General features: G+C 42.7%; 23 protein-coding genes. 18 read left to right on the top strand and 5 right to left on the bottom strand.

Features of this window, described 5'->3' with window-relative positions:
• Positions 1 to 10 precede the first annotated feature (10 nt).
• From MHH49_RS01060 to MHH49_RS01050, 3 genes are read left to right on the top strand one after another with little or no spacing between them, the layout of a single operon-like run.
• Complete coding sequence (locus tag MHH49_RS01060; protein ID WP_036684055.1) at positions 11 to 502, top strand: RNA polymerase sigma factor; 492 nt, start codon at positions 11 to 13, stop codon at positions 500 to 502.
• Positions 499 to 1,500 carry an anti sigma factor C-terminal domain-containing protein gene (locus tag MHH49_RS01055; protein WP_036684054.1) on the top strand — a complete coding sequence of 334 codons (1,002 nt, stop codon included), beginning with the start codon at positions 499 to 501 and terminating at the stop codon, positions 1,498 to 1,500. Before MHH49_RS01060 ends, MHH49_RS01055 begins: the two co-directional genes overlap by 4 nt.
• Positions 1,501 to 1,538: 38 nt before the next feature.
• Entirely contained in the window at positions 1,539 to 1,670 is a 132-nt protein-coding gene (locus MHH49_RS01050; protein WP_254924624.1) for a hypothetical protein, read from the top strand.
• A 395-nt stretch (positions 1,671 to 2,065) separates the two neighbouring features.
• On the opposite strand, the gene MHH49_RS01045 is transcribed toward MHH49_RS01050, so the two are convergent.
• Complete coding sequence (locus MHH49_RS01045; protein WP_036684053.1) at positions 2,066 to 2,410, bottom strand: winged helix-turn-helix transcriptional regulator; 345 nt, start codon at positions 2,408 to 2,410, stop codon at positions 2,066 to 2,068.
• 174 nt (positions 2,411 to 2,584) lie between these two features.
• On the opposite strand from MHH49_RS01045, the gene MHH49_RS01040 reads away from it, so the two are divergent.
• The 5 genes from MHH49_RS01040 to MHH49_RS01020 all read left to right on the top strand — a co-directional run bounded on the left by MHH49_RS01040 (position 2,585) and on the right by MHH49_RS01020 (position 7,410).
• Positions 2,585 to 3,517, top strand: a complete 933-nt coding sequence (locus MHH49_RS01040) for an aldo/keto reductase family protein (protein WP_038569620.1) — start codon at positions 2,585 to 2,587, stop codon at positions 3,515 to 3,517.
• Positions 3,518 to 3,548: 31 nt separating this feature from the next.
• Positions 3,549 to 4,397 carry an NAD-dependent epimerase/dehydratase family protein gene (locus tag MHH49_RS01035; RefSeq protein ID WP_076297560.1) on the top strand — a complete coding sequence of 283 codons (849 nt, stop codon included), beginning with the start codon at positions 3,549 to 3,551 and terminating at the stop codon, positions 4,395 to 4,397.
• 35 nt (positions 4,398 to 4,432) lie between these two features.
• Positions 4,433 to 5,455: an SDR family oxidoreductase gene (locus MHH49_RS01030; RefSeq protein WP_341137835.1), complete on the top strand. Its 1,023-nt coding sequence runs from the start codon at positions 4,433 to 4,435 to the stop codon at positions 5,453 to 5,455.
• A 157-nt stretch (positions 5,456 to 5,612) separates the two neighbouring features.
• Positions 5,613 to 6,272, top strand: a complete 660-nt coding sequence (locus MHH49_RS01025; protein ID WP_036684047.1) for a class I SAM-dependent methyltransferase — start codon at positions 5,613 to 5,615, stop codon at positions 6,270 to 6,272.
• 133 nt (positions 6,273 to 6,405) lie between these two features.
• Positions 6,406 to 7,410, top strand: coding sequence for a CapA family protein (locus tag MHH49_RS01020; protein WP_445667563.1), 1,005 nt, complete (start codon positions 6,406 to 6,408; stop codon positions 7,408 to 7,410).
• A gap of 982 nt (positions 7,411 to 8,392) precedes the next feature.
• Here MHH49_RS01020 and MHH49_RS01015 read toward each other — a convergent pair.
• A complete protein-coding gene (locus MHH49_RS01015) occupies positions 8,393 to 9,226 on the bottom strand; it encodes a carbohydrate ABC transporter permease (protein WP_036684045.1) in 834 nt (277 codons plus the stop codon).
• Positions 9,226 to 10,116, bottom strand: coding sequence for a carbohydrate ABC transporter permease (locus tag MHH49_RS01010; protein WP_036684044.1), 891 nt, complete (start codon positions 10,114 to 10,116; stop codon positions 9,226 to 9,228). The genes MHH49_RS01015 and MHH49_RS01010 overlap by 1 nt, the downstream gene beginning before the upstream one ends.
• 236 nt (positions 10,117 to 10,352) lie before the next feature.
• Here MHH49_RS01010 and MHH49_RS01005 point away from each other — a divergent pair, with 236 nt between their 5' ends.
• From MHH49_RS01005 to MHH49_RS00990, 4 genes are all read left to right on the top strand, one after another.
• Positions 10,353 to 12,176: a sensor histidine kinase gene (locus MHH49_RS01005; protein ID WP_076316797.1), complete on the top strand. Its 1,824-nt coding sequence runs from the start codon at positions 10,353 to 10,355 to the stop codon at positions 12,174 to 12,176.
• A complete protein-coding gene (locus MHH49_RS01000) occupies positions 12,169 to 13,812 on the top strand; it encodes a response regulator (protein WP_076316741.1) in 1,644 nt (547 codons plus the stop codon). The genes MHH49_RS01005 and MHH49_RS01000 overlap by 8 nt, the downstream gene beginning before the upstream one ends.
• A gap of 125 nt (positions 13,813 to 13,937) precedes the next feature.
• On the top strand, positions 13,938 to 15,248 hold the full coding sequence (locus MHH49_RS00995) for an ABC transporter substrate-binding protein (protein WP_076316742.1): 1,311 nt from the start codon (positions 13,938 to 13,940) through the stop codon (positions 15,246 to 15,248).
• A gap of 131 nt (positions 15,249 to 15,379) precedes the next feature.
• On the top strand, positions 15,380 to 17,461 hold the full coding sequence (locus tag MHH49_RS00990) for a glycoside hydrolase family 36 protein (RefSeq protein WP_076099998.1): 2,082 nt from the start codon (positions 15,380 to 15,382) through the stop codon (positions 17,459 to 17,461).
• Between the two features lie 76 nt (positions 17,462 to 17,537).
• Here the strand turns inward: MHH49_RS00990 and MHH49_RS00985 are convergent, their stop codons facing one another.
• Entirely contained in the window at positions 17,538 to 18,329 is a 792-nt protein-coding gene (locus tag MHH49_RS00985; protein ID WP_080742445.1) for a sensor histidine kinase, read from the bottom strand.
• Entirely contained in the window at positions 18,326 to 19,075 is a 750-nt protein-coding gene (locus MHH49_RS00980) for a LytR/AlgR family response regulator transcription factor (protein WP_036684030.1), read from the bottom strand. The genes MHH49_RS00985 and MHH49_RS00980 overlap by 4 nt, the downstream gene beginning before the upstream one ends.
• Before the next feature lie 182 nt (positions 19,076 to 19,257).
• Between MHH49_RS00980 and MHH49_RS00975 the strand changes: the two genes are divergently transcribed.
• From MHH49_RS00975 to MHH49_RS00950, 6 genes are all read left to right on the top strand, one after another.
• Positions 19,258 to 20,985: an ABC transporter ATP-binding protein gene (locus tag MHH49_RS00975; protein ID WP_036684028.1), complete on the top strand. Its 1,728-nt coding sequence runs from the start codon at positions 19,258 to 19,260 to the stop codon at positions 20,983 to 20,985.
• Positions 20,986 to 21,062: 77 nt separating this feature from the next.
• A complete protein-coding gene (locus tag MHH49_RS00970; protein WP_036684027.1) occupies positions 21,063 to 21,242 on the top strand; it encodes a CLI_3235 family bacteriocin precursor in 180 nt (59 codons plus the stop codon).
• A 40-nt stretch (positions 21,243 to 21,282) separates the two neighbouring features.
• A complete protein-coding gene (gene ccpM / locus MHH49_RS00965; protein ID WP_218640641.1) occupies positions 21,283 to 22,740 on the top strand; it encodes a Cys-rich peptide radical SAM maturase CcpM in 1,458 nt (485 codons plus the stop codon).
• A gap of 11 nt (positions 22,741 to 22,751) precedes the next feature.
• On the top strand, positions 22,752 to 23,861 hold the full coding sequence (locus MHH49_RS00960; RefSeq protein WP_036684025.1) for a TIGR04066 family peptide maturation system protein: 1,110 nt from the start codon (positions 22,752 to 22,754) through the stop codon (positions 23,859 to 23,861).
• A 16-nt stretch (positions 23,862 to 23,877) separates the two neighbouring features.
• On the top strand, positions 23,878 to 24,162 hold the full coding sequence (locus tag MHH49_RS00955; RefSeq protein ID WP_036684022.1) for a hypothetical protein: 285 nt from the start codon (positions 23,878 to 23,880) through the stop codon (positions 24,160 to 24,162).
• Position 24,163: 1 nt separating this feature from the next.
• On the top strand, positions 24,164 to 24,802 hold the full coding sequence (locus tag MHH49_RS00950; RefSeq protein WP_076144397.1) for a DUF6033 family protein: 639 nt from the start codon (positions 24,164 to 24,166) through the stop codon (positions 24,800 to 24,802).
• The last annotated feature ends 46 nt before the right edge of the window (positions 24,803 to 24,848 follow it).

Genomic DNA, 24,848 nt, shown 5'->3' with positions numbered 1-24,848 from the left:
GAGGTGCAGGATGAAGCCCGGGCAGCTACATCAGATACTTCAACCTAAAATGTTAGAAATTCAAAAATACCTGATTCGTCTCGGGGCACCTGCAGCCGACGCTGAAGATATCGTACAGGATACGGTGTATAAGGCTCTTTTGTATATTGATTCCATTGATGAGAACAAATTCAGTGCATGGTTATATAAAGTAGCGATCAATCGCTACTATGATCTGTGCCGCCGACGCAAGCGGATAGTCATTCCTATTGACTATGTAGATGTGCCGGATATGGAATTGCCAGAGGATCATGTGCTGTTAAAAGAGAAACGGGAAGACATCGAAAGAGTGTTGGATGAGCTTCTACCGCTCCATAAACAACTCATTATTATGAAGTATGAGCTGGAGCTGTCCTATCAGGAGATAGCTGAGCTTCTGGGAATTACGACAGATACAGTGAAATCGGCATTGTTTCGTGCCCGCAAGCAATTTCAAAAAAAGTATAGAGGTGAAGCGGAATGACAGCTCCATGGGAACAAAAGGATGATCAGAACCTTTCAAAAGTAATTAAGAAGGCAAAACGAAAAACAATGATTCGAAACACAATCATTTCTCTAGTGGTGACGGTTATAGTATTATTCGGCGGGATGCTGGGTAACGCCCATCTGACAAGCTGGTTGGCGATGCGTGGTTTGGATGAAGAGAGGATCATGATGAAGATTAGCAGTCCTAACCTTCAGGAGTTGAGAACTGAACTTGATTTAGGGTTTCTATCGGGTAAAGTTGAACTGAGCACTTACAAAGTTGTTGAGGGTGTGCCCATCGTATGGGATACTAAAAAACTGTATTTCGATATGGGCAGCCGGTTTTCTCTGCTTAATAGGGGATACTCTAGTATAAATGTTCCTGACCCGGTAATGACACAGCAAAATTATGAATACTACCGAGGATATAACAGTCAAAATGGTCAGCGGGAAATGATGTTTTATGTGCCTGGAGTGAATTATAACGAAAAAGTGCTAAATGACCTGCCTGCACTCGAACAAATGGAACCTGGCAAGCTCGTAGAAATGGCTGTTTCTTTTGATAAAAGCTACACTCAGGCAGAGGTAGAGAAGATGCTGCCGGCGGGTTTGACACAGACTTGGTATTGGGTAGATACGTATGACAATAAAAAGAACCTTGAGTTTATTAGGAATGACAGCAGCCCGAATAAATATGCCTTACCGGAATCTGCTAGACAAGTATATGGCTACGGTGGGGAATGGGAAGGGTTATTTAAGCCGAAACCAGAGGATTTTTTACAATCCTTAACCTATGGGCTTCAGATGAAGGGCAAGCATTACGGAGAGTTTGAGCGAATCTCGAATTACTTGAAAAAGGATAAAGCGGCGCCGGACGCCAGTGATGTACAGCTATTGGGAGTTGTCGTTACTGGAACTGCGAAAGAGCTGCAAAGCCTCAAAGGAAAACCCTATGTAAATACGGCAGTTCTCGGCGCGATTGTGGATAAATATTAGATCAATATAGTAAAAATGTTGGAGGGGTTATTCTACAGGTGGATTTTTTACGAAAGAAGACAGCCTCTGCTGACCTCAAGCGGCAATTTGTCTATGACGTGATCACAGAAATCGCTGGTATCTCCGGTTGTTTTCAGTTAACCAAATACGCATTCCGACTCTATAATTAGGGGATTTTTCCCTATAATTCTTAGATATTGGGTCATCTAACTTATAATTAGGGAAAACCTCCCTGTAATTTACCTGATTTGGTGAAAAAGAAAGGAATCAACCCGATTTTTAGGGAGAAATTCCCTCATTATGCTCTTTTTTAGCGAATATCGGCTATTTTTAGGGAGTTTTTCCCCAATTACACTAAAGCGCACATCACACATCGCACACCGCGGCGCATCACACACAGCACACCGCACACCGCACACCGCACACCGCACACCGCACATATCCCCTGGGTTAAAGTAAGAATCCATCCATTGTATAGCCAATTTATAAAAAAGAAGCTGCCCTATAAGTAGAATTCTCTACTTTTTGGACAGCTTCTTATTTCATCAGTCACAACCAGCTCAAGCTAAGTCCATTTCGCGGACCACAGCTTCATTTCCTTCAAAATTTGATGTAAATCCTCGCCTTTGGGAGTAAGCGAATATTCTACCGTAACAGGAACAGTCGGAAATACGTGACGTTCAAGCACACCATGCTCCTCCAGATGGCGCAACGTAGTGGTCAGTGCGCGGGGAGACACATTAGTGATTTTTCGTTGCAGTGCCCCAAAACGCTGCGTGCCGTCGAATAGCTCTCTGAGGACAAGAAAGGCCCATTTTCCACCTAATACTTCAAGTGTTTTTTCAACATTACATTCAATAGTAACAGGGGTTTTGGGGATATAATTATTAGTAGATTTAGCTGTCTTCAAGGTATCTCCTCCTGTTTGTGAAGCTACTATACTCTAGTATAGTAACTACACTAGAGATCATATAATAAACTAATTTTCACTTCTTTCTATTATATACAAACTATTCTAGAATGAATATGAGTGCTAAGCAACCTGCCAAAATCAAACACGGAACTATGGAGAGGAGCAGTTATTATGAAATATCGCAGATTAGGTGGAACCGGTTTAAAAGTCAGTGAGATTAGTTTGGGAAGCTGGCTGACATACGGAGGCTATGTGGAAAGAGATAATGCTGTTAATGCCATTGAAACCGCTTACGACTTAGGCGTGAATTTTTTTGATACTGCAAATGTTTATGAAAAAGGTGCTGCCGAGAAAGTACTAGGTGAGACTTTACGTAACTACTCTCGTGAGTCCTATGTATTAGCTACTAAAGTATACGGGGAAATGGGCTCGGGACCTAACGACCGTGGACTATCCCGCAAACATATTACGGAACAGTGTCATGCTAGCTTGAAACGTCTCGGAGTAGAATACGTGGATATTATGTATTGCCACCGTTTTGATCCGGAAACTCCAATTGAAGAAACCTTACGTGCGCTAGATGATCTGGTTCGGCAAGGCAAGGTATATTATGTCGGTGTTAGTGAGTGGACGGCGGCGCAAATGACCGATGCGTTAGCTGTAGCAGACCGCTATTTGCTAGATCATATTGTTGTTAATCAGCCGATTTATAATATGTTTAACCGTTATATTGAGAAAGAAATTATTCCGCTCGGCGAGCGCCGTGGGATTGGACAGGTGGTATTTTCTCCACTGGCTCAAGGGCTGTTAACTGGAAAGTATAACACGGACATCCCTGAGGATAGCCGTGCTGCTAAGCTGGATCGATTAAAAGATTCGATTACAGAAGAAAAGATTGAAAAAGTCCGCCAATTGAGTGGGATCGCCACGGAACTGAATATTTCTGTTGGGAATTTGGCTTTGGCTTGGATTTTGCGTCAACCTAATGTAGCTAGTGCACTGGTGGGTGCCAGCCGTCCGCAGCAGGTCGAAGAGAATGTTAAGGCTTCGGGTATTGAGCTTTCGGAAGAGATTTTGAAGCAGATTGAGGAGATTCTGGAGTAGTTGTTAGCTTCATAAAAAAGGAGACACGCTCATGGCGAAAGTAGTTGTTACAGGCGGCAGTGGGATGTTGGGCAGATGGGTGGTCCGGAATTTTGTAGAGCAAGGGTATGAGGTTGTGAATGTAGATACGCAAAAATCCGCAGATTCTTTGTGCCCAACGATGATTGCTGATTTGAATAATTTGGGTGAAGTATATGGTGTACTTGCTGGCGCTGATGCAGTTGTACATTTGGCTGCGATCCCAGCTGCAAATATAAAGACGAGTGAGGTCACCTTTCAAAATAATGTAGTATCTACCTATAACATTTTGGAGGCTGCAGCGGGTCTCGGGATTCGAAAAGCAGTGATTGCTTCCAGTGAATCCTCCTACGGAATCTGTTTTGCGGTTAATCCTTTGGGGCCGAAGTATGTGCCTATGGATGAGGAGCATCCACAGTTGCCTGAAGACAGCTACGGTCTGTCTAAGGTTGTGAATGAGCAAACCGCTGAGATGTTCTATCGCAGAAAGGGTATACAGGTCGTTTCCCTAAGAATCGGAAATGTTATTGATCCATCGGCGTATGAACGTTTCCCTTCCTTCATTCATGATCCAGCGCAGCGCGATCGGATTCTATGGAGTTATATTGATACACGGGATGTAGCAACAGCTTGCCAATTGGCAATCGAAACGGATGGATTGGGCGCGGTTGCTCTTAATATATGTGCAGATGAGACCAGCATGGCTGTTCCTAGCAGAGAGCTAATGGCCGCACGTTATCCAGAGGTGACGGATTTCCGCCAGCCGCTGGAGGGTCACGAGTCGCTACTCAGTAATGAGAAGGCCAAAAAGCTGCTGAATTGGCAGCCGAAGCACGTATGGCGAGATTATGTTAACCAGTAAATAACGAGCCGGATTCACTATAAGGAGCGTGCAAAATGAAGGTCTTATTTATTGGAGGTACGGGATTAATTAGTCAGGCTGTATCCCCGTTGGCTGTAGCTCAAGGAATCGAGCTGTATTTGTTCAACAGAGGACAGCGGGATGAATTCGTTCCAGAAGGTGCAAAAGTAATTAAAGGAGACATTCGTAATCCGGCAGAAGCCGCATTAGTATTACGAGATTACGAATTTGACGTAGTGGTAGACTGGATTGCTTTTACACCGGAACATGTGCAGGCAGACATTGACCTGTTCACTGGTAAAACGAAGCAGTACATTTTCATCAGCTCAGCCTCTGCTTATCAGAAGCCGCAGCGTAATTATGTAATTACAGAAAAGACACCGCTGGAGAATCCTTATTGGGAGTATTCGAGGAATAAAATTGCGTGTGAGCAGCTGTTGATGGAAGCTTACAAGGCGAACGGATTCCCGGTTACGATTGTTCGTCCTTCCCATACCTATGGAAATACAGCCATCCCTGCGGCACTTACGAGTGGCCAGCATCCTTGGTCATTGATCGATCGTATCCGCCGCGGCTTACCTTTAGTCATACATGGAGATGGAACCTCTTTGTGGACACTGACGCATAATTCGGATTTTGCCAAAGGTTTTGTTGGATTGCTTGGACATCCGGAAGCGATAGGGGAGGCCATTCATATTACTTCCGACGAGGTATTGAATTGGAATCAGATCTATGCGGCCATCGGACAAGCGGCAGGTGTGGAACCTAAAGTGGTGCATATCTCCACAGACTTTATCACAGCCTTTTCCCCTCCAGGGACAGCGGATGGCTTGATCGGTGATCAAGCGGTAAGCAGTGTTTTTGATAATAGCAAAATCAAACGTTTCGTGCCTGACTTTCAGGCTACTGTGCCTTTCTCCGAAGGGATCAAGCAGTCGGTTGCTTGGTTCGAGGCTCATCCTGAGCAATGTACGGTCGATGCGGAATGGTCTGCGTTACTTGATAAGATGATCGAGAGACATGGAATTGAGTCCAAACCTCTTTCATTCTACGCATAAGGTTTATACTATACAGTTATATTTAAAGACGGTCTGTTCCTAAGGGAGCAGCCGTTTTTTTGGGTTTGTCTCGTTCAATGTAAGGTTATGGAATGAATCAGCAAATCATGAATATACTCTCACTACCTAAAATTCCGTTGAAAAAGGAGTCCTGGCCATGCCAACCCATCCCTTTGTCTCGCGTTTTTTCGTAAATTCAGATGCACGTCGTGAGAAGTTGATTTATGATCTGCCGGAATCATGGTGGAGCCGTCCCTTTGAATATGAGTGGTGTATTAACTTTATTTCTCCGCATGGTGTTGTGCTGGATGCCGCCTGTGGGATTCCTCATCCCTTGAAGTTTTATTTGGCAGGGGTTTGTGCAGAGGTCTATGCCTGCGATAAGGACAGTAGGGTTATTTACCCGAAAGCTATCCAAGAATGTATTGAGAATGAGATTGGGGAAAAAGCGGCGAAGCAGGTTATCGCTAGAAGAACAAACAACCTGCATTTCGCTCAAGCTAATCTGACGGATCTGCCTTATGAGGATGAGAGCTTTGACACTGTCTTTTGCATATCAGTATTAGAGCATTTGAGCTTTGAGGATACAGTGGGTACTTTACGGGAATTTCACCGGACGTTGAACGAAGAAGGATTATTGGTATTGACATTTGATTACCCGACGGTAAATCTGAGTCTTATGAATGACCTGCTGCTGCAAACTGGATTTCAGTATTGGGGGGAGACGGATTTTGAGTTGCCTGCGGATGCTGTGCATACGGATGCGTGGGGCGGATTAAATTGCTTCAGAGCCGTTCTGAAAAAAGCAAAGGAATAACAGGTCTTTCTACTCTTAATTTAGTAACCTCTTTCCAGTATGCTAGGATCATAGCTAATAAAAAGATGAGAGGAGGCTGTGTTTTTTGAGATTAGGATCGAAGGTTTTGCGTAGAATAGCACTTATTACACTTATGTTATCACTAATAGTTCCTGTGACATCTGCTTCCAGTGCAGCTTCACTATCTTCAGATCCTATAAAGCTTGCCTTTGCGGGTGATATCCTTTTGGATGGTTTTGTTGGCGATCAGATTGCTAAATATGGGGTGAACTTTCCGTTTGTAAAGGTCGCACCTACGCTGCAAAAGGCTGACATCGCCTTCGCCAATCTGGAGACGCCTGTGTCTATCCGAGGGAAAGCGGCAGAGAAAACCTTTGCCTTCAGATCCAAACCAGCAACGTTAGGTGGCTTAACCTATGCCGGGATTGATGGAGTGTCCTTGGCGAATAATCATATTTTGGATTATGGAAAAGACGCTATGCTCGACACGCTGATCCATTTGGATCGAAACAAGATTGGCCATACAGGAGCTGGCAAAGATGAAGATGAAGCGTTCAAGCCTTATACTAAGACAGTAAAAGGGAAAAAGATCGCCATCCTTGGCGTTAGCCGTGTGCTTTCAGATCCTTCGTGGTATGCCGGCAAAAACAAACCGGGAGCCGCTTCAGCTTACACCTCGCAACCTATGCTTAGCGCCATTCAGAAGATGTCCAAGGAGAATGATTACACGATCGTATATATTCACTGGAATGAAGAGTTTAAGGATTTCCCTGAAAAGTACGCTCGCACACTAGCTAAACAGATGATTGATAGCGGGGCGGATTTAATTCTTGGCGCACACAGTCACTGCCTTATGGGCATCGAATACTATAAGCACAAGCCCATTTATTATTCACTTGGGAATTTTGTGTTTAATCGCTCCACACGTGGTGGGGAAAAGACACTTAATTCTATGCTATTGAACGTTGAGATTAAGGACTCCAAGATGACCAGCAAGATTACACCTGTCAAAATTATTGGCGGACAGCCTAATTTCATGGATGATTCCTACAATAGGAAAACGATTAAGCTCATGAACACCCTATCTTTTAATGCCAACATAGACGCTAACGGCAGGGTCACGGAGAAGGCGCTTTAATTAATACAAACTCTGATTAATTATTCACGGATTGCGCTCGATCTCGTTGGAATGCGAAATGTGTGGAGTACTTATGGAGTACCTATGGAGTACGAATGGAGTACGAATGGAGTATGTATGGAGTCCGTATGGAGTACGAATGGAGAATGTATGGAGTATGTATGGAGTATGTATGGAGTATGTATGGAGTACGTATGGTGTACGTAGGATGTGGCGTATGGAATACCTATGGAGTGCCTATAAAGTATCACCGTTGTGTTTGTGAAATAACTGCATTCTATACACCTATTTTATATGTAAAACGGACCATTTTGCTTTTAAGTGTATTCTATGCAACTAAAAACTAGAAAATCGGCCTAGAGGGCATTAAATCAAGAGAATAGTTGTACGAAATACAGCTATATCCATCGGTCGAGCGAGTTGCAGAGTTATAGTTGTACAAAATACAGTTAAACTACTAGTTAGTATTGGAACGTCTGCATCAAAAGCTGACCGTAGCAGTATGCAGAGAGTATTGGAACGTCTGTATAAAAAGCTGACTGAAGCAGTATGAAGAGAGTATTTATGGAGTCCGTATGGAGTGCCCATGAAGTATCACCGTTGTGTTTGTGAAATAACTGCATTCTATACACCTATTTTATATGTAAAACGGACCATTTTGCTTTTAAGTGTATTCTATGCAACTAAAAACTAGAAAATCGGCCTAGAGGGCATTAAATCAAGAGAATAGTTGTACGAAATACAGCTATATCCATCGGTCGAGCGAGTTGCAGAGTTATAGTTGTACAAAATACAGTTAAACTACTAGTTAGTATTGGAACGTCTGCATCAAAAGCTGACCGCAGCAGTATGCAGAGTATTGGAACGTCTGCATCAAAAGCTGACCGTAGCAGTATGCAAAGTATTGGAACGTCTGCATAAAGGGGGAGATCCATATGGATCTCCCCCTTTTTATGCAGAAGCTAGGTTTGGAATCAGTTAATCAGCCCTTCACCGCCCCCGCAACAACACCCTTAACGATGTACTTTTGCAAGAAGATGAATACCACGATCGATGGCAACACCGCCATGACCATAGCTGTCATCGCATATTGCCAATCTGAGGTATATTGGCCCACAAAGGTGTAGGCAGCCAGTGTCAGCGTTTTGGTATCTGGGGAGCCGTTGACCATAAGCAGCGGGAGCAGGAAGTCATTCCAAATCCACATTACGTCGATAATGACAATGGTTGTTGTGACCGATTTCAGCAGTGGGAAGATGACACTGAAGAACAGGCGGAAGCCGGAAGCTCCATCAATCGTGGCACTCTCATCAATTTCAACCGGAATACCCTTGACGAATCCATGGTAGATAAACACGGCGAGTGGAGCACCGAAACCCCAATATAACAACCCAAGTCCCCAAGTACTCTCAGAGAGATTTAAGGTCTTAGCGGTTTGCAGAACGGTCAGCATGATCGATTGGAACGGAATCAGCATCGGCATAATGCAGAGGAAATAAATCACCCCGCTCAGTCTGGATTTCGTCCGTGCCAGCTTGTAGGCTGCTATGGATGAAATGAACACAATACCCAGAAGACCTACACCGGTAATGACAAAGTTGTTCAGAAACAGCTTCGGATAGTTGATAAACTTCCACACGTAGGAATAGTTGCCGAATACCAGATGTTTTGGCAGGGCGATGACATCCGTCATGACTTCGCTAAAGCTTTTTAACGAGTTGATAATCGTCAGAAATAGCGGATATAGAAACAGAAGAGAGAGGATGACCATAACAACTTCTAGAATGATTCGGCCTGCTTTGCGGTTTGTATTCATTATGCCTCAACCTCTCTTCGTTTGAAGAATGCTAACTGGAGAATGGTTACCACCAAGACGGCCAGGAACAGGATAAGCGCTTTCGCTGTACCGTATCCATACAGATTGTTCTGGAAGGTATCCCGGTAGATATCGTAAGCGATACTGTAGGTAGTTCCGCCAGGTCCGCCCCCGGTTAATGACAGGATGACATCGAACACCTTGATCGAATTGGTCAGTGCCATGAACACAGAAATCGTAATGGATGGAGCGAGCAGCGGCAGTGTAATACTGAAGAATTTTCTCATGGGACCAGCGCCATCAACTGTGGCTGCTTCTTTGAGATCCTCAGGTACAGATTGCAGACCGGCAATATAAATGACCAGATAAAATCCAATCGACTGCCAAATGGAGACGGCCAATATGGAGACGAAAGCAAGTCCCGGCGTCCCTAGCCAGCTTAGACCAAATATGGACCAGCCGGTACTTTCTCCGAGTGAGTTGAAACCTTGCATAAAGATAAATTTCCAGATAAAACCGACAATGACAAGACTGAGGATATAAGGAATAAAGAAAGCGGCTCTCAGCCAAGGGGTGCTCTTCAGCTTCATGTCCAGAACTAGTGCGAGCAGAATGGCCAGCACGTTAACGAGAACAATGTACAGAATCGCATACTTTATGGTGAACCAGGCTGAATTGGCGAAGTTGGTGTCGCCCATAAAGATTTGTTTGAAATTATCAAGTCCGACAAACTTAGGGTGTTTCGAAATTCCGTTCCATTTGGTCATCGAATAGCGGATAGTCATGGCAAACGGAATGTAGAATGCTACAGCGATACAGATTAGGACTGGGAGAGTGAATAATCCGAATTCTGTTTTCTCGCGCCATCTTTTGCCGAGTGATTTTAACATGGATGCACCTCTTCTTGATTTGTTGGGTGGTAATATCGACTAGGCTTGCCACACATAACCATTCCGGTTAGTCTATATTGTGTATTATAGAGCAGTGCCCTATACTCAAAAATGGATTTAAGAGTACAGTTAGGGGTAAAAAGGTGAACTGAAATATTTATAATTAAGCTTGTAAATCGTGGGGGAGGTTGCCGGTCATTATTAAAAAATGGATCATAAAGCGGTTTGAACCCGTGATGGAGCTTGTCTCACGCAGGTTGGCGAACAAGCTTATTTTGCTGTTTACAATCATCATTGTTTTGGTGGTGACCTCACTGACGTTCATTTCATACGGCATGCTGCGAAAAGAATCGGTGGATAACAGCATCGCCAGTACGAGCAACAATCTGTTGCTTGTCGGCCGGAATCTGGAGAGTTATTTGGACGGCATCGAGCAATTATCCCTGCCGCAAATATCGTATGACGAGATCACCTATGCGATTTTGCATGAATCGGAGGATTATGCCTCGAAGATGTATGTGGAGGACTACTTGAAGAACCTGTACTTCTCCCGCAATGATCTGGAAGCTATCTACCTGTATGTGATCAAGGAGCACAAGTATTATTATGTCACCAAAGAGAACTACAATATTACCGTGCGGGTCGCCGAGCATCCGTCGATTGAGAATCTTTCCTGGTATAAAAAAGCGCTGGCCAGCCCGTTTAACCGTTCTTACCAGTCTTTTGTAAAAAACCAATCCTCGATGATCAATAGCTCCGACTACCCTATAAATAAGGATAAAAGCTTCATGGGCTACCATCGATTGCTGCGCTCCATAGTTTCCAGGGAGCCGCAGGCGGTGCTCTCCCTTTATTTCAACTCCTCGGTTACGGACGAGATTATGAAGGATATTCCCTTCAGTAAAGGGCAGCACCTAATGTACGTCAGTCCCGATAATGAACCTTTTGTGGTGGATGACCCCGGGTTTTATCAACAGAGCGAACAAGAGGGACTGCTTAAGGAGCTGACACCAGCCTCAGGAGGACGCGTGACGTGGTCGGATAAAGAAGAGAAGTATCTAGTGATTTATGACATCAGCAAAAAAGAAGGCTGGAAGCTGATTAAGCCGATTCCCTACAAAGAAATTTATGAAGCGGCCACGACAACACGCAAATTGAACTATTTCATAGGACTGTTATTTTTAATCGTTTCGGTCATCTTGGTCAGCTTTATTTCGAACAAAATAACGAACCCGCTAAAGAATCTGTCGCTGCAGATGAAGCGGTTCAGTACAGGCAGCTTTGACGCTGAAGCACAGGTTGAAGGAAAGGATGAAATTGCCTATCTGTCTCGCCACTTCAATAAGATGGTGGAAAAGACGAATGAGCTGATCAATGAACGGTACAAAATGAAAATTGTCGAGAAAAATGCTGTACTCAAAGCACTGGAAGCTGAGATCAATCCGCATTTCTTATATAATGCCCTGCAAGCCATTTCCACCAAGGCGCTGAAAAACAACAATGATGATATTGTCGATATGGTCGATAATCTTGCTATGACGTTGAGATACTGCATTAGCGGTAAAGATGTGGTCCATGCCAGAGAGGAATTAAAGCATATTGAACGTTATTTGGCACTGCAGAAGGCTCGTTTTGGAAACAGAATGCAGGTGGCCTACCAGTGGGAAGATCCTTTGCTGGAGCTGGAGATTCCGAAGCTGTCCATTCAGACCTTGGTAGAAAATTGCATCAAGCATGCGCTGGAAAAAGTATCCACAACGATCACAATTACCATGGAAGCGCATGTGACGCCTAGCCATACTGTTATTTCAGTGACGGATGATGGACCGGGGTTTAGCGGGGAGCGGCTGGAGCAAGTGAGAAATTCTCTTCAAATCCAGTGGGAGGATCAGGGCGGAGAAAACGCTGCCGAAAGTGACACGGAAAGCATTGGACTGAAAAATTTGAACACGCGGCTGAAGCTTTTGTATGGTGAGGCTGCGGGTTTGGCCATTACCAGTGATGCTGGCGGAACAAAGATGGACATGCGGTTACCGCGGGGAGGGATTAACCATGTATAAAGTACTGATTATAGATGATGAGGAACCGTTGCGTGAGGCGATCAACATCCTGGGAGACTGGAAAGGACTAGGTGTCGATCAGGTACTGGAGGCTACGGATGGAAATATGGGCCTAGACATGCTGCGTGAGCAAAAGATCGACCTTGTATTGGTTGACATGAAGATGCCGGAGCTGAACGGAAGTGAGCTGCTGCAGATCGTGGAGAAGGAGTTCCCGGAACTGCTGACGATTGTAATCAGCGGCTACAATGATTTTGAATATACCCGCCAGGCTATCCGTTCTAAGGTAGTTGATTATTTGCTGAAGCCGGTCAACCGGGCGGATTTGAATGCGGCCTTGCGTAAAGCTATAGATGTGCTGGAGGCCAAACGCAAGAAAGAAAGTGAGTTCATCAACAGGAACATTACGCTCAACATGTCTCTGCCGAAGCTAAAGGAGAAAATCTATCTGTCGATCATTGAGCGCAGCTTCAAAAATCAGTCCAACGAGGCTTTTCTGCCGTTGATCGGCGCGGATACGGCCGGAAACTATTTTGCTGCGGGTGTACTGCGGGTGCTCAATTTGGAACAAGTGCGTCGTAATCGCTTCCATGAGGACCGGGATTTGCTGCATTTTGCCGTCACGAATGTGATTAATGAGAATAGCGATGAGCATTTTCAGGCCTTCAGCTTCGCCAGTCATAAGGGAGAACGCGAGTTCATCGCCATCTTCACGATGAAAGGCGGCTATGAGGAGGACGCAACTTTCCGCTCTTTACATCATATGAAGAAGTTAGTCTCGACGCTGAAGGAGCTATTCGGAATTGTTGTTGCCGGAGGAATTGGACAGCCCTATGGTGACATCATGGCGCTTGCTCAATCCTATGAGACTGCCAAAGCCTCTCTCGACGGGATTGACCTCCTGACGCTGAAGGGAGCGATTGTCACAAATAGCAGCAACGATACTTCCCAGGGGAAAGATAATCCCTCCTTGACGGGACGTATGCCCTTGATTCGCAACGCACTGGAGAGCGGGAACATCAATCATGCCAAAAGTATTTTAAGCGAATTCACAAAGAAATGGGAGGCTTCCGGACGTTTTAATCTGGGCGAGGCTGACCGGCAGATAGAGGAATTTATTATTTTACTGAACGATATTGCGACGGAGCTGGATGCGGTCCCCGAACGTATTCGCGGCGGTAAAGATAAAGGATTGCGTGGGCTAGGCATCGGGAGCGATTTTGCTTCCTTTGGCGAATTTGAGCGGGTACTGAGCGGAATTCTAGATTGCTATGGCAATGAAATCAGCAAAAGCCTTGCTGGCAATCGCCCCAGCGTACTGGAAAATATTAAAGCATACATTGATAATCACTATTTTGAGAATATTAAAATATCGATGTTCACGGATAAATATTTCCTGAGCAGAGAATACTTGATGAAACTTTTTAAAGGGCAATATGGTTATGGCATACATGAGTATGTACAAAAGGTAAGAATGGATAAGGCAAAGGAGCTGCTATCCACCCCCGATTTGAAAATCCAAGACATTTCCGAGATGTTGGGGTACAAGGACAAAAATTATTTCAGCAAGGCGTTCCGGAATTATTATGACTGTTCACCTTCTGAATATCGGGTTCTGCTATTGAACGGGGAGTAGTGAAGCGGTTACATGAACACACTTTTTTACCCTAATAAGTTCACTTATGTACATTCTTATCCTTTTTCTTTTTCTTTAGAATTGTCTCAAGACCACTAGATGCATGAGGAAAAGGGGGCAACATCATGTTAAAAAGATTTATGGCTTTATCTGCGAGTCTGCTGCTCGTCGGCGGATTACTGGCGGGTTGCGGCGGAAACAACAATGCCGCTGACAATAGCGGAACAGGGAATACTCCAGCCACAGATTCTGGCAAGCCGGTCACGATTAATATGTTCACCGCATCACCCGAGTACACTGATGCTTTTAACGCTTATATTGCCGAGTACAAGAAAGTTAAACCGAATGTGACGATTAATCTGGAGATTATGCAGGCTGACTACAATACGGTGCTCAAATCGAAGATTGCTGCGGGAAGTACACCTGACGTATTCCAGACCACAGCGGGCGGAGATATTGATACTTTTGCGGAGTATAGTGCTGACCTAACTAATGAGCCACTGGCTGCGGCGATGACCGATGCAGTGCGTTCTAACATGAGTTCTTCGGACGGTAAAGTGCTCGGTCTTCCGGTAAAAGGAAATCTATTCGTCCTGATGTACAATAAGAAACTGTTGGCTGATGCTGGGATTACAGAAGTTCCTAAGACAACAGCCCAAATGGACGATGCGATTACTAAGCTTGAAGCTAAAGGTATTACTCCTTTTGCCAACGCCTATAAAGAGTGGTGGGTATGGAAACATATCTTCCAACATTTCGTAGATGCGGCAGCCCAAGATGCGGGTACGGATGCTAAGACACTAGTAAATGATTTTATTGCCGGAAAAACCACGATCAAGGATCACCCGGTGCTGTACAATAACTTCTTCAGCTTCGTTGATACTACTGTTAAACATGGCACAGACAAACCGCTTGAACGGGACAGCAATGCTGAAGTCAGCGACTTTGCATCCGGCAAAACAGCGTTCATGACGGGTAAAGGCGCATGGGATGAAGAAGCCATTAAGAAAATCACACCTGACTTCGACCTGGGCATTATGGGTTACCCAGTCAGCGACAAGGCTGAACAGTCCCAGATCATTACGGGTGCGGATCAGGCCCTGCGTATCAATAAGGATTCTGCTGTAGCTGGTGAGACTATTGAGTTCTTCAACTGGCTGTATACTTCTGAATACGGTAAGAACTGGTTCTCTACAGTAGCAAAGGTTATTCCTCCAATTAAGGATGCTCCAATGCCTGACCTGCAAATGCCAAAAGAAATGGAAGAAATCCTCAAAACAGAGAAATCCGGCGACCTGTCCGTGAACTACTCTCTGGATACCTTCCACCAAAAATTTGGTGAGCTCATGCAGGCTTACATCGGCGGAAGCAAAACTAAGGATCAAGCCATCGATGAAATTCAAAAAGCTTGGATTCAATTCGGATCGGCAGAATAACTAGGTTCAGATCAGGGGGCGGGCTCCAAGGTAAGATTCACTTACTGGAGAACCGTCCCTTTTTTATATGTTATATAATCATAAGAAGATACTGAGACAAAGTCAGGAGGTACATTATTGTGAATAGCAAAATGATTGAAATCATTGAAAATGGACTATATCTTACGATTGAAGTTACGGAAGATCAAGATGTTCGGCTATTGCATTTTGGCGCGGCACCTTTGGAAGCAGCCATAGCGGATAAGAACAAGCAAGGCTTCCGGCTGCTGGAGCTGCAATTATCGGGCGAAGACCGCGCCGAATATCACGGGCGCACACACCGAGCATCCTATCCGGGTCTTCGGATGGTATATGCGGGACACAGCGATACAGTGAATGCGCTCGGGCGTAAATTGGAGCTTAGCTTGGCTGATCCGATTACAGGAATCCAGGCAGTGCAGCATTTTCAATTCTATAAGGGTGTGCAAATCGTTCGAAGCTGGTCAGTGTTAAATAATGCTGGAGAAGCTGAGGTGGCAGTGGAATACATCTCCTCCTTTGCTCTTACAGGTGTAGACAAAGAGGGGGGCAGGGAGCGCAATGATAAGATTGAAGTAACCCTTGCCCACAGCGGATGGCAGAGTGAACTTCAGTGGCGGACCTACCGGCTGCCTGAGCTCGGGATGTATCATTTGGCAGACCGTGGCTCCAAACGAATTGCCGCAAGCAATACAGGCTCTTGGTCAGCAGCGGAACTTCTGCCGATGGCGGTTTTGCATAATAAGGAGAGCGGGACAAGCCTGTTCTGGCAGATTGAGCATAACGGCTCTTGGCATTGGGAGCTGACGGATCAATACGATCAGCTTACACTACTGGTCAGCGGACCTACAGAACATGACAACCATTGGTGGCTGAAGCTAGCTCCCGGTGAAGAGTTTACTTCGGTGCCAGCAGCTGTGGGTGCTGTGCAGGGAGGATTTCAGAGCGCGGCAGAACAGCTTACGGTATATCGCCGGATGATCCGCAGACCTAATGAGGATAATGAGCTGCTGCGGATTATTTTTAATGACTATATGAATTGCCTATGGGGGAGCCCAACGACTAAGAAGCTACTGCCTTTAATTGATGCTGCCGCGGAAGTAGGTTGTGAATATTTCTGCATTGATGCTGGCTGGTATGCACCCGGAGAGTGGTGGGATGGTGTAGGCCAGTGGGAGCCTTCCAGCGATCGGTTTCCGGAAGGGATTAAATATGTGCTCGACTATATCCGCAGCAAAGGGATGATTCCCGGACTATGGCTTGAGCTGGAGGTTATGGGCATCAACAGCCCGAAGCTTGCGGAGACTGATGACAGCTGGTTTTTCATGCGGCATGGTAAAAGGGTTAAGGACCGTAGCCGCTATCAGCTAGATTACCGCAACCCGAAAGTCATTGATCATGCAAACGGTGTTATTGCGCGTCTGGTTGAGCAGTACGGTGTAGGATACATTAAAATGGATTACAACATCAATGCAGGCATTGGGACAGAAACGGATGCGGACAGCTTCGGAGACGGGCTGCTACAGCATAACCGCGCTTATCTGGCTTGGTTGGACAGCATCTTTGTTCGTTATCCGAACCTTGTCATCGAGAACTGTTCCAGTGGGGGAATGCGCATGGATTATGCGATGCTTAGCCGACACAGCATCCAGTCTACCAGCGACCAGGAGGATTATGTACAGTATGCGGCGATTGCCGCAGGTTCTCCGGCAGCACTGACACCGGAGCAGTCCGCAGTTTGGTCTTATCCGCTGCGCGAGGGGGACGATGAGGAAGTCATCTTCAATATGGTTAATGCGCTGTTGCTTCGTGTACACCAGAGCGGTCATTTGGCGGAGCTTGAACCCCACCGCAGGAAATTAGTTAAAGAAGCGCTGGATTATTACAAAACCATTCGCAGTGATATCCCACACGCCACGCCCTTCTGGCCGCTCGGCCTGCCTGACAGTGAGGGCGAATGGGTCAGCCTTGGCCTGCGGCGCGGCGAACGACGGTATGTTGCAGTATGGCGGATTGCCGGAGAAGCTGCAAATGTCCAATTGTCGATAGAAGAGCTGAAGGGATTTGAACCAGTGATCGCCTGTGCCTATCCTCAGCAGCATAGTTCAACTTGGAATTGGGATCAATCGGCAGGGGTTTTGACGGTGGCACTCCCACCAGGAAAAACAGCGAGATTGTTTGAGATTACTTCGTAAAGCTTGCGGCGGGCCTGCTCCCCTTCAGTCTGCTGTTGGGGAGCGGCCGCTGTACTTGCTAGGGAAATAGTTTTTTTCACTGCCTTTCTAATTCGGTCAGGTTTGGCTTAGCTGCTGAAAGTATGTTTAGAAAAGGTAGTACAATGATTGTTTCGAATTCATTATTTTGAGCATTAGTAACTAGATGACCTCCGTATTTTTCGGTGACACTTTGAATATTTGTTAAGCCGAATCCGTGAAAAGCGGGATTCTCTTTAAAATTATGCTGCACTATAGTGCTAGAATTGTTCCGTGAGTTGGTGACTTGGATAAACAATGAAGTATCGGTAGTGAAAATTAGCAGCTGAATAAATCTATCTTCTTTTTTTGGAACTCTTGCAGCGGCGTTTAGAGCATTATCCAGCACATTCCCGATCACGGTACATAAGTCAAACCGATCAATATCAATAGCTTCGGCGTGTATATGAATATCATACTTAATAGCAATTTTGTGTTCACAAGCAATATTTAGCGCGTTGCCAATTAAAGAATCAATTACCAAATTACCTGTTGATAGTTTGAGAGAAGGCTGATGAATTTGACCGAGCATTGAATTGATATGATGGATAGATTCCTGAATCTCATTGTTCTGAATACAATTCCGGACATATACCAAATGCTTGTTCGTATCATGGATAACTTGTTTGATGCTTGTAAGGGAATGTGTGGTTTTTTCATAGCTGATGTGTTGATAATCCATCTGTTTATGTAATTGCAGATTTTCTTTAGTCAGTTTGGTGTTTTCATTAATTTTACCGAATAAAAGGATGGTTTCTCTGATTAGCAGAATAAGCAACATCATGATGACCATTGATAGATAAAGAGTCATCCTCGTTCTTTGAATTGTGCAATCATATAATAGGCGTAGGCTTCTTTAACCTCTTTTGCCTGAGTACGGCCAATAGGAAACTGCTCTTGATTGTGCATGACTACGGAAGTAGCTGTAAACTTATGGACATGTTCCAGATTAACAATAACGGAACGATGAATAAGCATAAATGGACGGTTTAGTTTACTTATATATTCTGAAATTGTACCTGGAATTATGTAATGCTGCGTAGAGGTAATGATCTTTAGTCGGTTTTTAGCCAAGGAATGTTTGATTTTAACAATCGCAATAATGTCAGAATTTTTGATCACCATATGTCCATCTTCAGTTTTAATCATTAGAAACCTATTTACAGAAGAAATGATATAGCTACATAGCTTTATTATCTTTGCCTCAAAACACTCATAGTTTACTGGTTTAATCAAATAATGGTAGGGTTGCACATCAAAGCTGCTCATTACGTACTGCGGATAGTTTGTCAAGAATATAATTTGAACCTCCCGATCCGGAAGTGCACGGATTTTTTTTGCAACCTCGATTCCATTTAATCCTCTCAGTTCAATATCCATTAGAAGTATATGAAAAGGATAACTACTCTGTTGATTATAATAGTGAAGCAATTCCTCACCGGAGGTAAAATATTGAGTCTCGAAAGAGTAAGCCGTGCTTTTCATAAGTCTTGGGAGATATTCCTTTAGCAAATCGTGTTCCTTTTTCTCGTCATCGCATACGGCTATGCGTAACAAAGCCATCCCCCCCATAATTAAATTTGTTAATCTTCAGAGATACCAAAACCTGACACGAAACGTCATTCAGCCTCCTATTCCAACCATTAGCTACCAAATTACCCCAAATATTCTTTTATATGATATATTGATAGCGTTATCAATGTCAAACCGAAGCTTGAAAGTAGAAGAGGATATATTCTATGAATGATAAGGATACCCTTGAAAAACTTATCGGATTATTTAAAGCGCATAAAAAGAATTTATGTATTATTTTTCTGCTCTTAATATTTTCTACTTTGATTAGTTCCATTTTGCCGATGTTCAACAAAATTATTATTGATGAAGGATTTATGAAATCAGATGTTAGAACCATTATTTTAACGGCAATCTACATCTTTCTTTTGTCTATGTTCAGTAGCTTTTTAGATTTGCTCAAAGAAAAACGAAGAATAAAAATAGCTTCAAATATTATCTACTCCTTGCATAAAGCTGCATTTGATCGACTTATGAAAGTGAAAGTGAAATATTTCACTGATAAAAACTGCAGTGAAATTTTAAATCGCGTTAGCACCGATATATCGAATATTTCGCAAATAACGGATGGTAGCATGCTTTTTATTGTTAGTCAGTGTTTTAGTTTGGTAGGAGGAGTTATTGGACTTTTTATCATAAGTTGGGAACTTACACTTATTGTGCTTATTTTAATTCCTATAGAATATTTAATTTTGAAATCGTTTGCTAAAAAAAGAAAGTCTCTTGCGGAAAAATACATCACGAAGGATGGAGAATATTCGCATTGGTTTGAGGATAGTTTGAATGGTGTGAAGGAAACAAGGCTTTTTAATTTATTCATTTTCAAAGAAAAAGAATTTGCAGACAAGCAGAATCAAGTAATAACCTCCCATATGGGAATCAGTTTATTGGATAATTGGCGGATTACTGTGGAGAGATTTCTAATTGGAGGACTAGTTCTTCTAATATATGCTTCTGGATCGACGATGATATTAGATTCAAAGCTTTCGGTAGGAAGTATATTTGCATTTATTACCTATAGCGCTTATGTGACCACTCCTATCTCATCGATGTTGAATATTGGATACTTATTGTCGGGAATAATGCCTTCTGCCCGAAGGTATTATTCATTGCTCGAGGAAGAAATCGAAGCTTGTGATGTAGAATCCGCCAACATTGGTATGAAGCGACTCAACCCTTTTGGGAGCATTCAGTTTGAAAATGTAAGCTTTGCTTATGATACTGAACTGATCTTGTCAAATGTGAATTTCACGATTGGCAGCCATGAGAAAGTGGCCATTGTAGGAATGAATGGTTCGGGGAAGTCTACAATCCTAAATTTAATCCAGAGGTTTTACGAACCACTTGCAGGAAAAATTTTATTTGACGGAGTGGATATTAAGGCTATTAATTTGAATGAATATCGGGAATTAATTTCGACTGTTAGTCAAGAGATATATCTTTTTGACACAACCATCGAAAATAACATAAAACTTTACAGTGAAAACCATGAGGAGCAGTATAGACAGGCTATTGAGGCTACCCAGTTATTAGAGAAGGATACAAGCCGGTTTGAGGATTATGTCGTAGGTTCTAATGGGAACAAGTTGTCCGGTGGACAAAAACAAAAAATCGCGATAGCCAGAGCATTAGTAAAAAGCAGGCCTATGGTGATTTTTGATGAAGCGACCTCCAACCTTGATCTTCACTCTGAACAAGCCATCAACCATCTATTAGATACAGCACTCAGTAACAATACAGTGATTATAGTCAGTCATAGGCCGGAAATTCTGAAGCATGTGGATAGAGTAATCTTTTTAGAAAAAGGCCAGGTCTCCGCTATTGGACTTCATGAGAAGTTGTCTTATACAAATGAAAGGTATCGGCTCATCACACAACAGCATCAATTCGTTTAATGGGTTTACCCTTCGAGTGATTTAAATATCAAATATTGATATTTAGATAAATACGATTTGAAAGGAGGAATAGGCATATGAAACAACTTGTAAAAAGAACAAATGCAAATTATGAAACGTTGGAGGCATATGCAGCTTGCAGTGCATGTCCTTGTTATGCATGTACATGCAATGCCAGCGGATCAAACAAAGCAGCCATGAAACAAGTAACCTATACTGGTAACTCCATGAAGATGACTGCTATTGGAATCGGGTAGTAAGTGCAATCTTAAGTATAGCTAAGAGCAGGATGGCTAAATGGCTTTATTAAAAAAGCTGTCCTGCTTCACTTTTAGAGTGGGGGGAGTTCAGGTGCCAGTATTTCATTTATTTGAAACGGTAACGGGAAAATATATGTTCGATGCGAATGCAAATACATTTCTTAAATTAAATGAAAGATCTTATCAGGCTTTGTTGAACTATAGAAATTCAAACTTTGAACAAGTGGAACCGGAGATTCAAAACTTATTTGATTCCGGTTTTTTGGCGGAGAAACAGGATTTTGAGATGATTCATCCCATGAGCGACTCTTTGCAGCACAATTTAAGCAGAAGCGTTGGCTCGATAACTTTGCAGGTCACGCAAAACTGTAATTTAAGATGCAGCTATTGCGCGTATTCAGGGAGCTACTTACACAGAGTACATACCAATAAGAGAATGAAAAAAGAGGTTGCTTTGAAAGCAATTAAGTTTTTGATTGAGCACTCCGTAGATTCTCCAATTATTAATATTGGATTTTATGGAGGAGAGCCCTTACTGGAAATGGACTTAATAAAAGCTTGTGTTGCTTATGCCAGAGAACAAAGTGCGGGCAAAGAACTAACGTTTAACCTTACTACAAACGCAACTTTAATTACCGACGAAACCTTAGAGTTCTTATCTTCTAATGATTTTAATTTAACGATCAGCCTGGACGGCGATGAAGTCGCGCATGATAGAAACCGAGTTTTTGCGGTAAATAATAAAGGCAGTTTTCAGACTATTATGGATAATATTGAAAATATCAAAAACAAAACACCAGACTATGTTGATAAAGTGATGTTCAATGCAGTAATTGATCCAAATTCAGATTTTAGCTGTTCCACAAACTTTTTTTCAAACTATGAGACCGTAAAAGACTTTGCTGTTATGGCAAGTGATATAGCAAATAGCTACAAAAAAAGTGAGTCCTTAATCAATGACAGTTTTATCAAGATGTATAATTACGAAGTTTTCAAATTATTTCTTTATAAATTTGATAGGCTTAAGAAAAATGATGTATCCAAGCTGGTGATGGAAAGCTTTGATCAAATCCAGGAGAATGTCCATAACAGGCTTAGAATCTCTTTCTATGATGTAAAAAAAGACCATCATTCCGGACCGTGTGTTCCAGGAGTACAACGATTGTTTGTGAATGCTGACGGTGCTCTGTATCCCTGTGAAAGAGTTAGTGAAGCATCTAGTGTAATGAGGATTGGGCATATAGATACAGGCTTTGAATTGGATAATATCCGGAACATACTAAACATTGGAACAATAACGGAGAAAGAATGCAAAGAGTGCTGGGCCTTTAGATATTGCACTTCTTGTGCAATGGCCGCCGATGATATCAGTGAGTTTTCTGCTGCCAAAAAATTAAGTATCTGCAATAAAGTTAAAGAAAACACTGAGAGTTTGTTTAAAGATTATTGCGTACTAAGAGAGTTAGGCTACGACTTTGATAAAGAAAAAGTGTAATGGGGGAGACAATGGTGAAAAAAAGAGCAATTGTTTATCCATATCATGCAGATTTCGGTCCGGTCGTCAGATTCTCCAATTTACTGGGCAACTATGAGCTTGTTTCATTAATGGCACCTTTAGGTTTTGGACTGAATGAAAAAGATGCAGCGTACAGCTATTATGGTGAGGATGTGGGTATAAAAGTTAAAGATTCTTTTTCAGATGATGAATTTGATGTGTTAATGATTTGTGAATTTGAATGCAGTTTTGAAAAAGTGGTGTTCCCGACAATTATCAAAGCCGCAGAGATGGGGAAAGATATTGTTCTGCTTAACAGATGTGCTGATCATGAAGTTGAAATGGTAAAGAAGGTATGCCTGAAAAATAATGTGGAACTCACAAGTTTTTTTGGAATTGACATTGACAGAACGAAAGTAGAACTCGTTGAGAAAATACTGCTGGATATTAATGTTCCGATAATCTGCGTGGCGAGTCTTATGGAAAAATCCAATAAATTTGATGTTCAGCTTAGCCTAAGGGATTATTTCTTGAAAGAAGGGTACAAAGTAAGTCAAATTGGGACAAAATCTTATTGTGAGATTATGGGATTTCATTCTTTTCCTGATTTTATGTTTAATCATAAAGAAGCGGAGATAGATAAAATATTTCTTTTTAATCACTTCTGTAAATATATTGAATTGAACGAACGACCTGATGTAATGATTATCGGAATTCCAGGCGGGACAATGGTATATAATAATCTGTTTACCAATAGATTTGGTATTACTGCATTCGAGGCGGCTAGTGCAATCCATCCGGATGTCGGTATTATGAACTTGACCTATGATGATTTTAATGGAGAGTTTCTGGATAAGATATGTGTGTCAACAAAGCATAAATTAGGTTTTGATATTGATTGTTTTAATATGTCAAATCATAAATTTGATACGGGCAGAAGCAAACAGGATAAAGAATTGAAGTTTTTTACGGTTGATTCTAAGTTGGTTGATGAAAAAATTGCACAAATATCGCTAGAGTCAAAGGTTCCTCTGTTTAATTCGTTAAATGGGACAGACACTTTGAAATTAGCAGAATGCTGTGAAGCTCTATTGTTACAGGAAAATATGCAAATCGTATAAAAGAAGGGTGATATTTATGGATCTGGATCAAGTGCGTGAACAGATAAACGAAATATTATTCGACGTAATGGGAATGGACAAGATCAAGCTTAATGAAAACTACTTCTATGAAGATTTATTGGGCGAGGCGATGCAGTTCTCACCACGGGATTTGTTGGTTCTATTTGTACATATTGAGGAAAAACTAAAAATACAAATTCCGGAAACCGATATATTAAATGGATGCTTCAACAGCCTAGATCGAATTAATAATACAGTTTGCCGCATTCTACAGGAAAAAAGAATAAGGGAGTTGGTTTAAGTTGTTGAATGTAGCTTCACTCAGTAGCCTGAATCGTGCGGGGGCTGCAATGGTAATCCAGAAAAATAAGAGTTCAGAGATTTCATTTCAAGACGCGCTATCGACATCGAGTTCGGAAGCGGTTTTGACGGAATTGGAAAAAAAATTCGACATTAAAATCAACGTTCAAGCCATACCAAAGAACAATGAAGCAGTGAAAAGTGTATACTCTGGTAGTGTTGGCAAAGGGAATGTAACCATTGCTCCAAATATACTGAATCAGTCGGCAACAGATCCACAAATGCAAAAAAGGGTAGAAGCAATTATTCAGGATCATTTTGCTTCCAGCGCTAATGATAAACCCGGTGATGCCAGTGGCGTCATTATACATCCGGATGGAACAGCTACTTTTTGGGTGATTGGTGATTATTTAACACCTGCCGAGCGGGAGAAGATTAATAAAGAAGTAGAGGCAGAAAAAAAAAGAAAGGCGGAGCAGTTAGACTCGTTGAGTAAATTAAGTAGCAGCTCTAGCCTATCACAATTCGGGTTATTTATTGACAACTCCAATAATGGTGAAGAAGATAGCATGTATTTAAATAGTGTGCTACAAGCTAGTCTGGATTCGATGCTGCGGAAAAAGAACCTGTTTATTAAATGATTAATCACTTTTTTAATCATGACTACCGCCTGGGTCAATGGATTTG

Origin of the sequence: Paenibacillus sp. FSL F4-0122, from assembly GCF_038002845.1 — a bacterium.
Lineage (GTDB): Bacteria > Bacillota > Bacilli > Paenibacillales > Paenibacillaceae > Paenibacillus_AQ > Paenibacillus_AQ odorifer.
This window is presented reverse-complemented; position numbering and strand designations above follow the sequence as displayed.

Bases quoted from the DNA above. Each gene is read 5' to 3' on its own strand.
- MHH49_RS01035 (WP_076297560.1), top strand. From the start codon at position 3,549: ATGGCGAAAGTAGTTGTTACAGGCGGCAGTGGGATGTTGGGCAGATGG.
- MHH49_RS00970 (WP_036684027.1), top strand. From the start codon at position 21,063: ATGAAACAACTTGTAAAAAGAACAAATGCAAATTATGAAACGTTGGAG.
- MHH49_RS00975 (WP_036684028.1), top strand. From the start codon at position 19,258: ATGAATGATAAGGATACCCTTGAAAAACTTATCGGATTATTTAAAGCG.
- MHH49_RS01030 (WP_341137835.1), top strand. From the start codon at position 4,433: ATGAAGGTCTTATTTATTGGAGGTACGGGATTAATTAGTCAGGCTGTA.
- MHH49_RS01040 (WP_038569620.1), top strand. From the start codon at position 2,585: ATGAAATATCGCAGATTAGGTGGAACCGGTTTAAAAGTCAGTGAGATT.
- MHH49_RS00955 (WP_036684022.1), top strand. From the start codon at position 23,878: ATGGATCTGGATCAAGTGCGTGAACAGATAAACGAAATATTATTCGAC.
- MHH49_RS01010 (WP_036684044.1), bottom strand. From the start codon at position 10,116: ATGTTAAAATCACTCGGCAAAAGATGGCGCGAGAAAACAGAATTCGGA.
- MHH49_RS01025 (WP_036684047.1), top strand. From the start codon at position 5,613: ATGCCAACCCATCCCTTTGTCTCGCGTTTTTTCGTAAATTCAGATGCA.
- MHH49_RS01020 (WP_445667563.1), top strand. From the start codon at position 6,406: ATGTTATCACTAATAGTTCCTGTGACATCTGCTTCCAGTGCAGCTTCA.
- ccpM (WP_218640641.1), top strand. From the start codon at position 21,283: ATGGCTTTATTAAAAAAGCTGTCCTGCTTCACTTTTAGAGTGGGGGGA.
- MHH49_RS01005 (WP_076316797.1), top strand. From the start codon at position 10,353: ATGGAGCTTGTCTCACGCAGGTTGGCGAACAAGCTTATTTTGCTGTTT.
- MHH49_RS00990 (WP_076099998.1), top strand. From the start codon at position 15,380: ATGATTGAAATCATTGAAAATGGACTATATCTTACGATTGAAGTTACG.
- MHH49_RS01015 (WP_036684045.1), bottom strand. From the start codon at position 9,226: ATGAATACAAACCGCAAAGCAGGCCGAATCATTCTAGAAGTTGTTATG.
- MHH49_RS01055 (WP_036684054.1), top strand. From the start codon at position 499: ATGACAGCTCCATGGGAACAAAAGGATGATCAGAACCTTTCAAAAGTA.
- MHH49_RS00985 (WP_080742445.1), bottom strand. From the start codon at position 18,329: ATGACTCTTTATCTATCAATGGTCATCATGATGTTGCTTATTCTGCTA.
- MHH49_RS01000 (WP_076316741.1), top strand. From the start codon at position 12,169: ATGTATAAAGTACTGATTATAGATGATGAGGAACCGTTGCGTGAGGCG.
- MHH49_RS01060 (WP_036684055.1), top strand. From the start codon at position 11: ATGAAGCCCGGGCAGCTACATCAGATACTTCAACCTAAAATGTTAGAA.
- MHH49_RS00960 (WP_036684025.1), top strand. From the start codon at position 22,752: ATGGTGAAAAAAAGAGCAATTGTTTATCCATATCATGCAGATTTCGGT.
- MHH49_RS00995 (WP_076316742.1), top strand. From the start codon at position 13,938: ATGTTAAAAAGATTTATGGCTTTATCTGCGAGTCTGCTGCTCGTCGGC.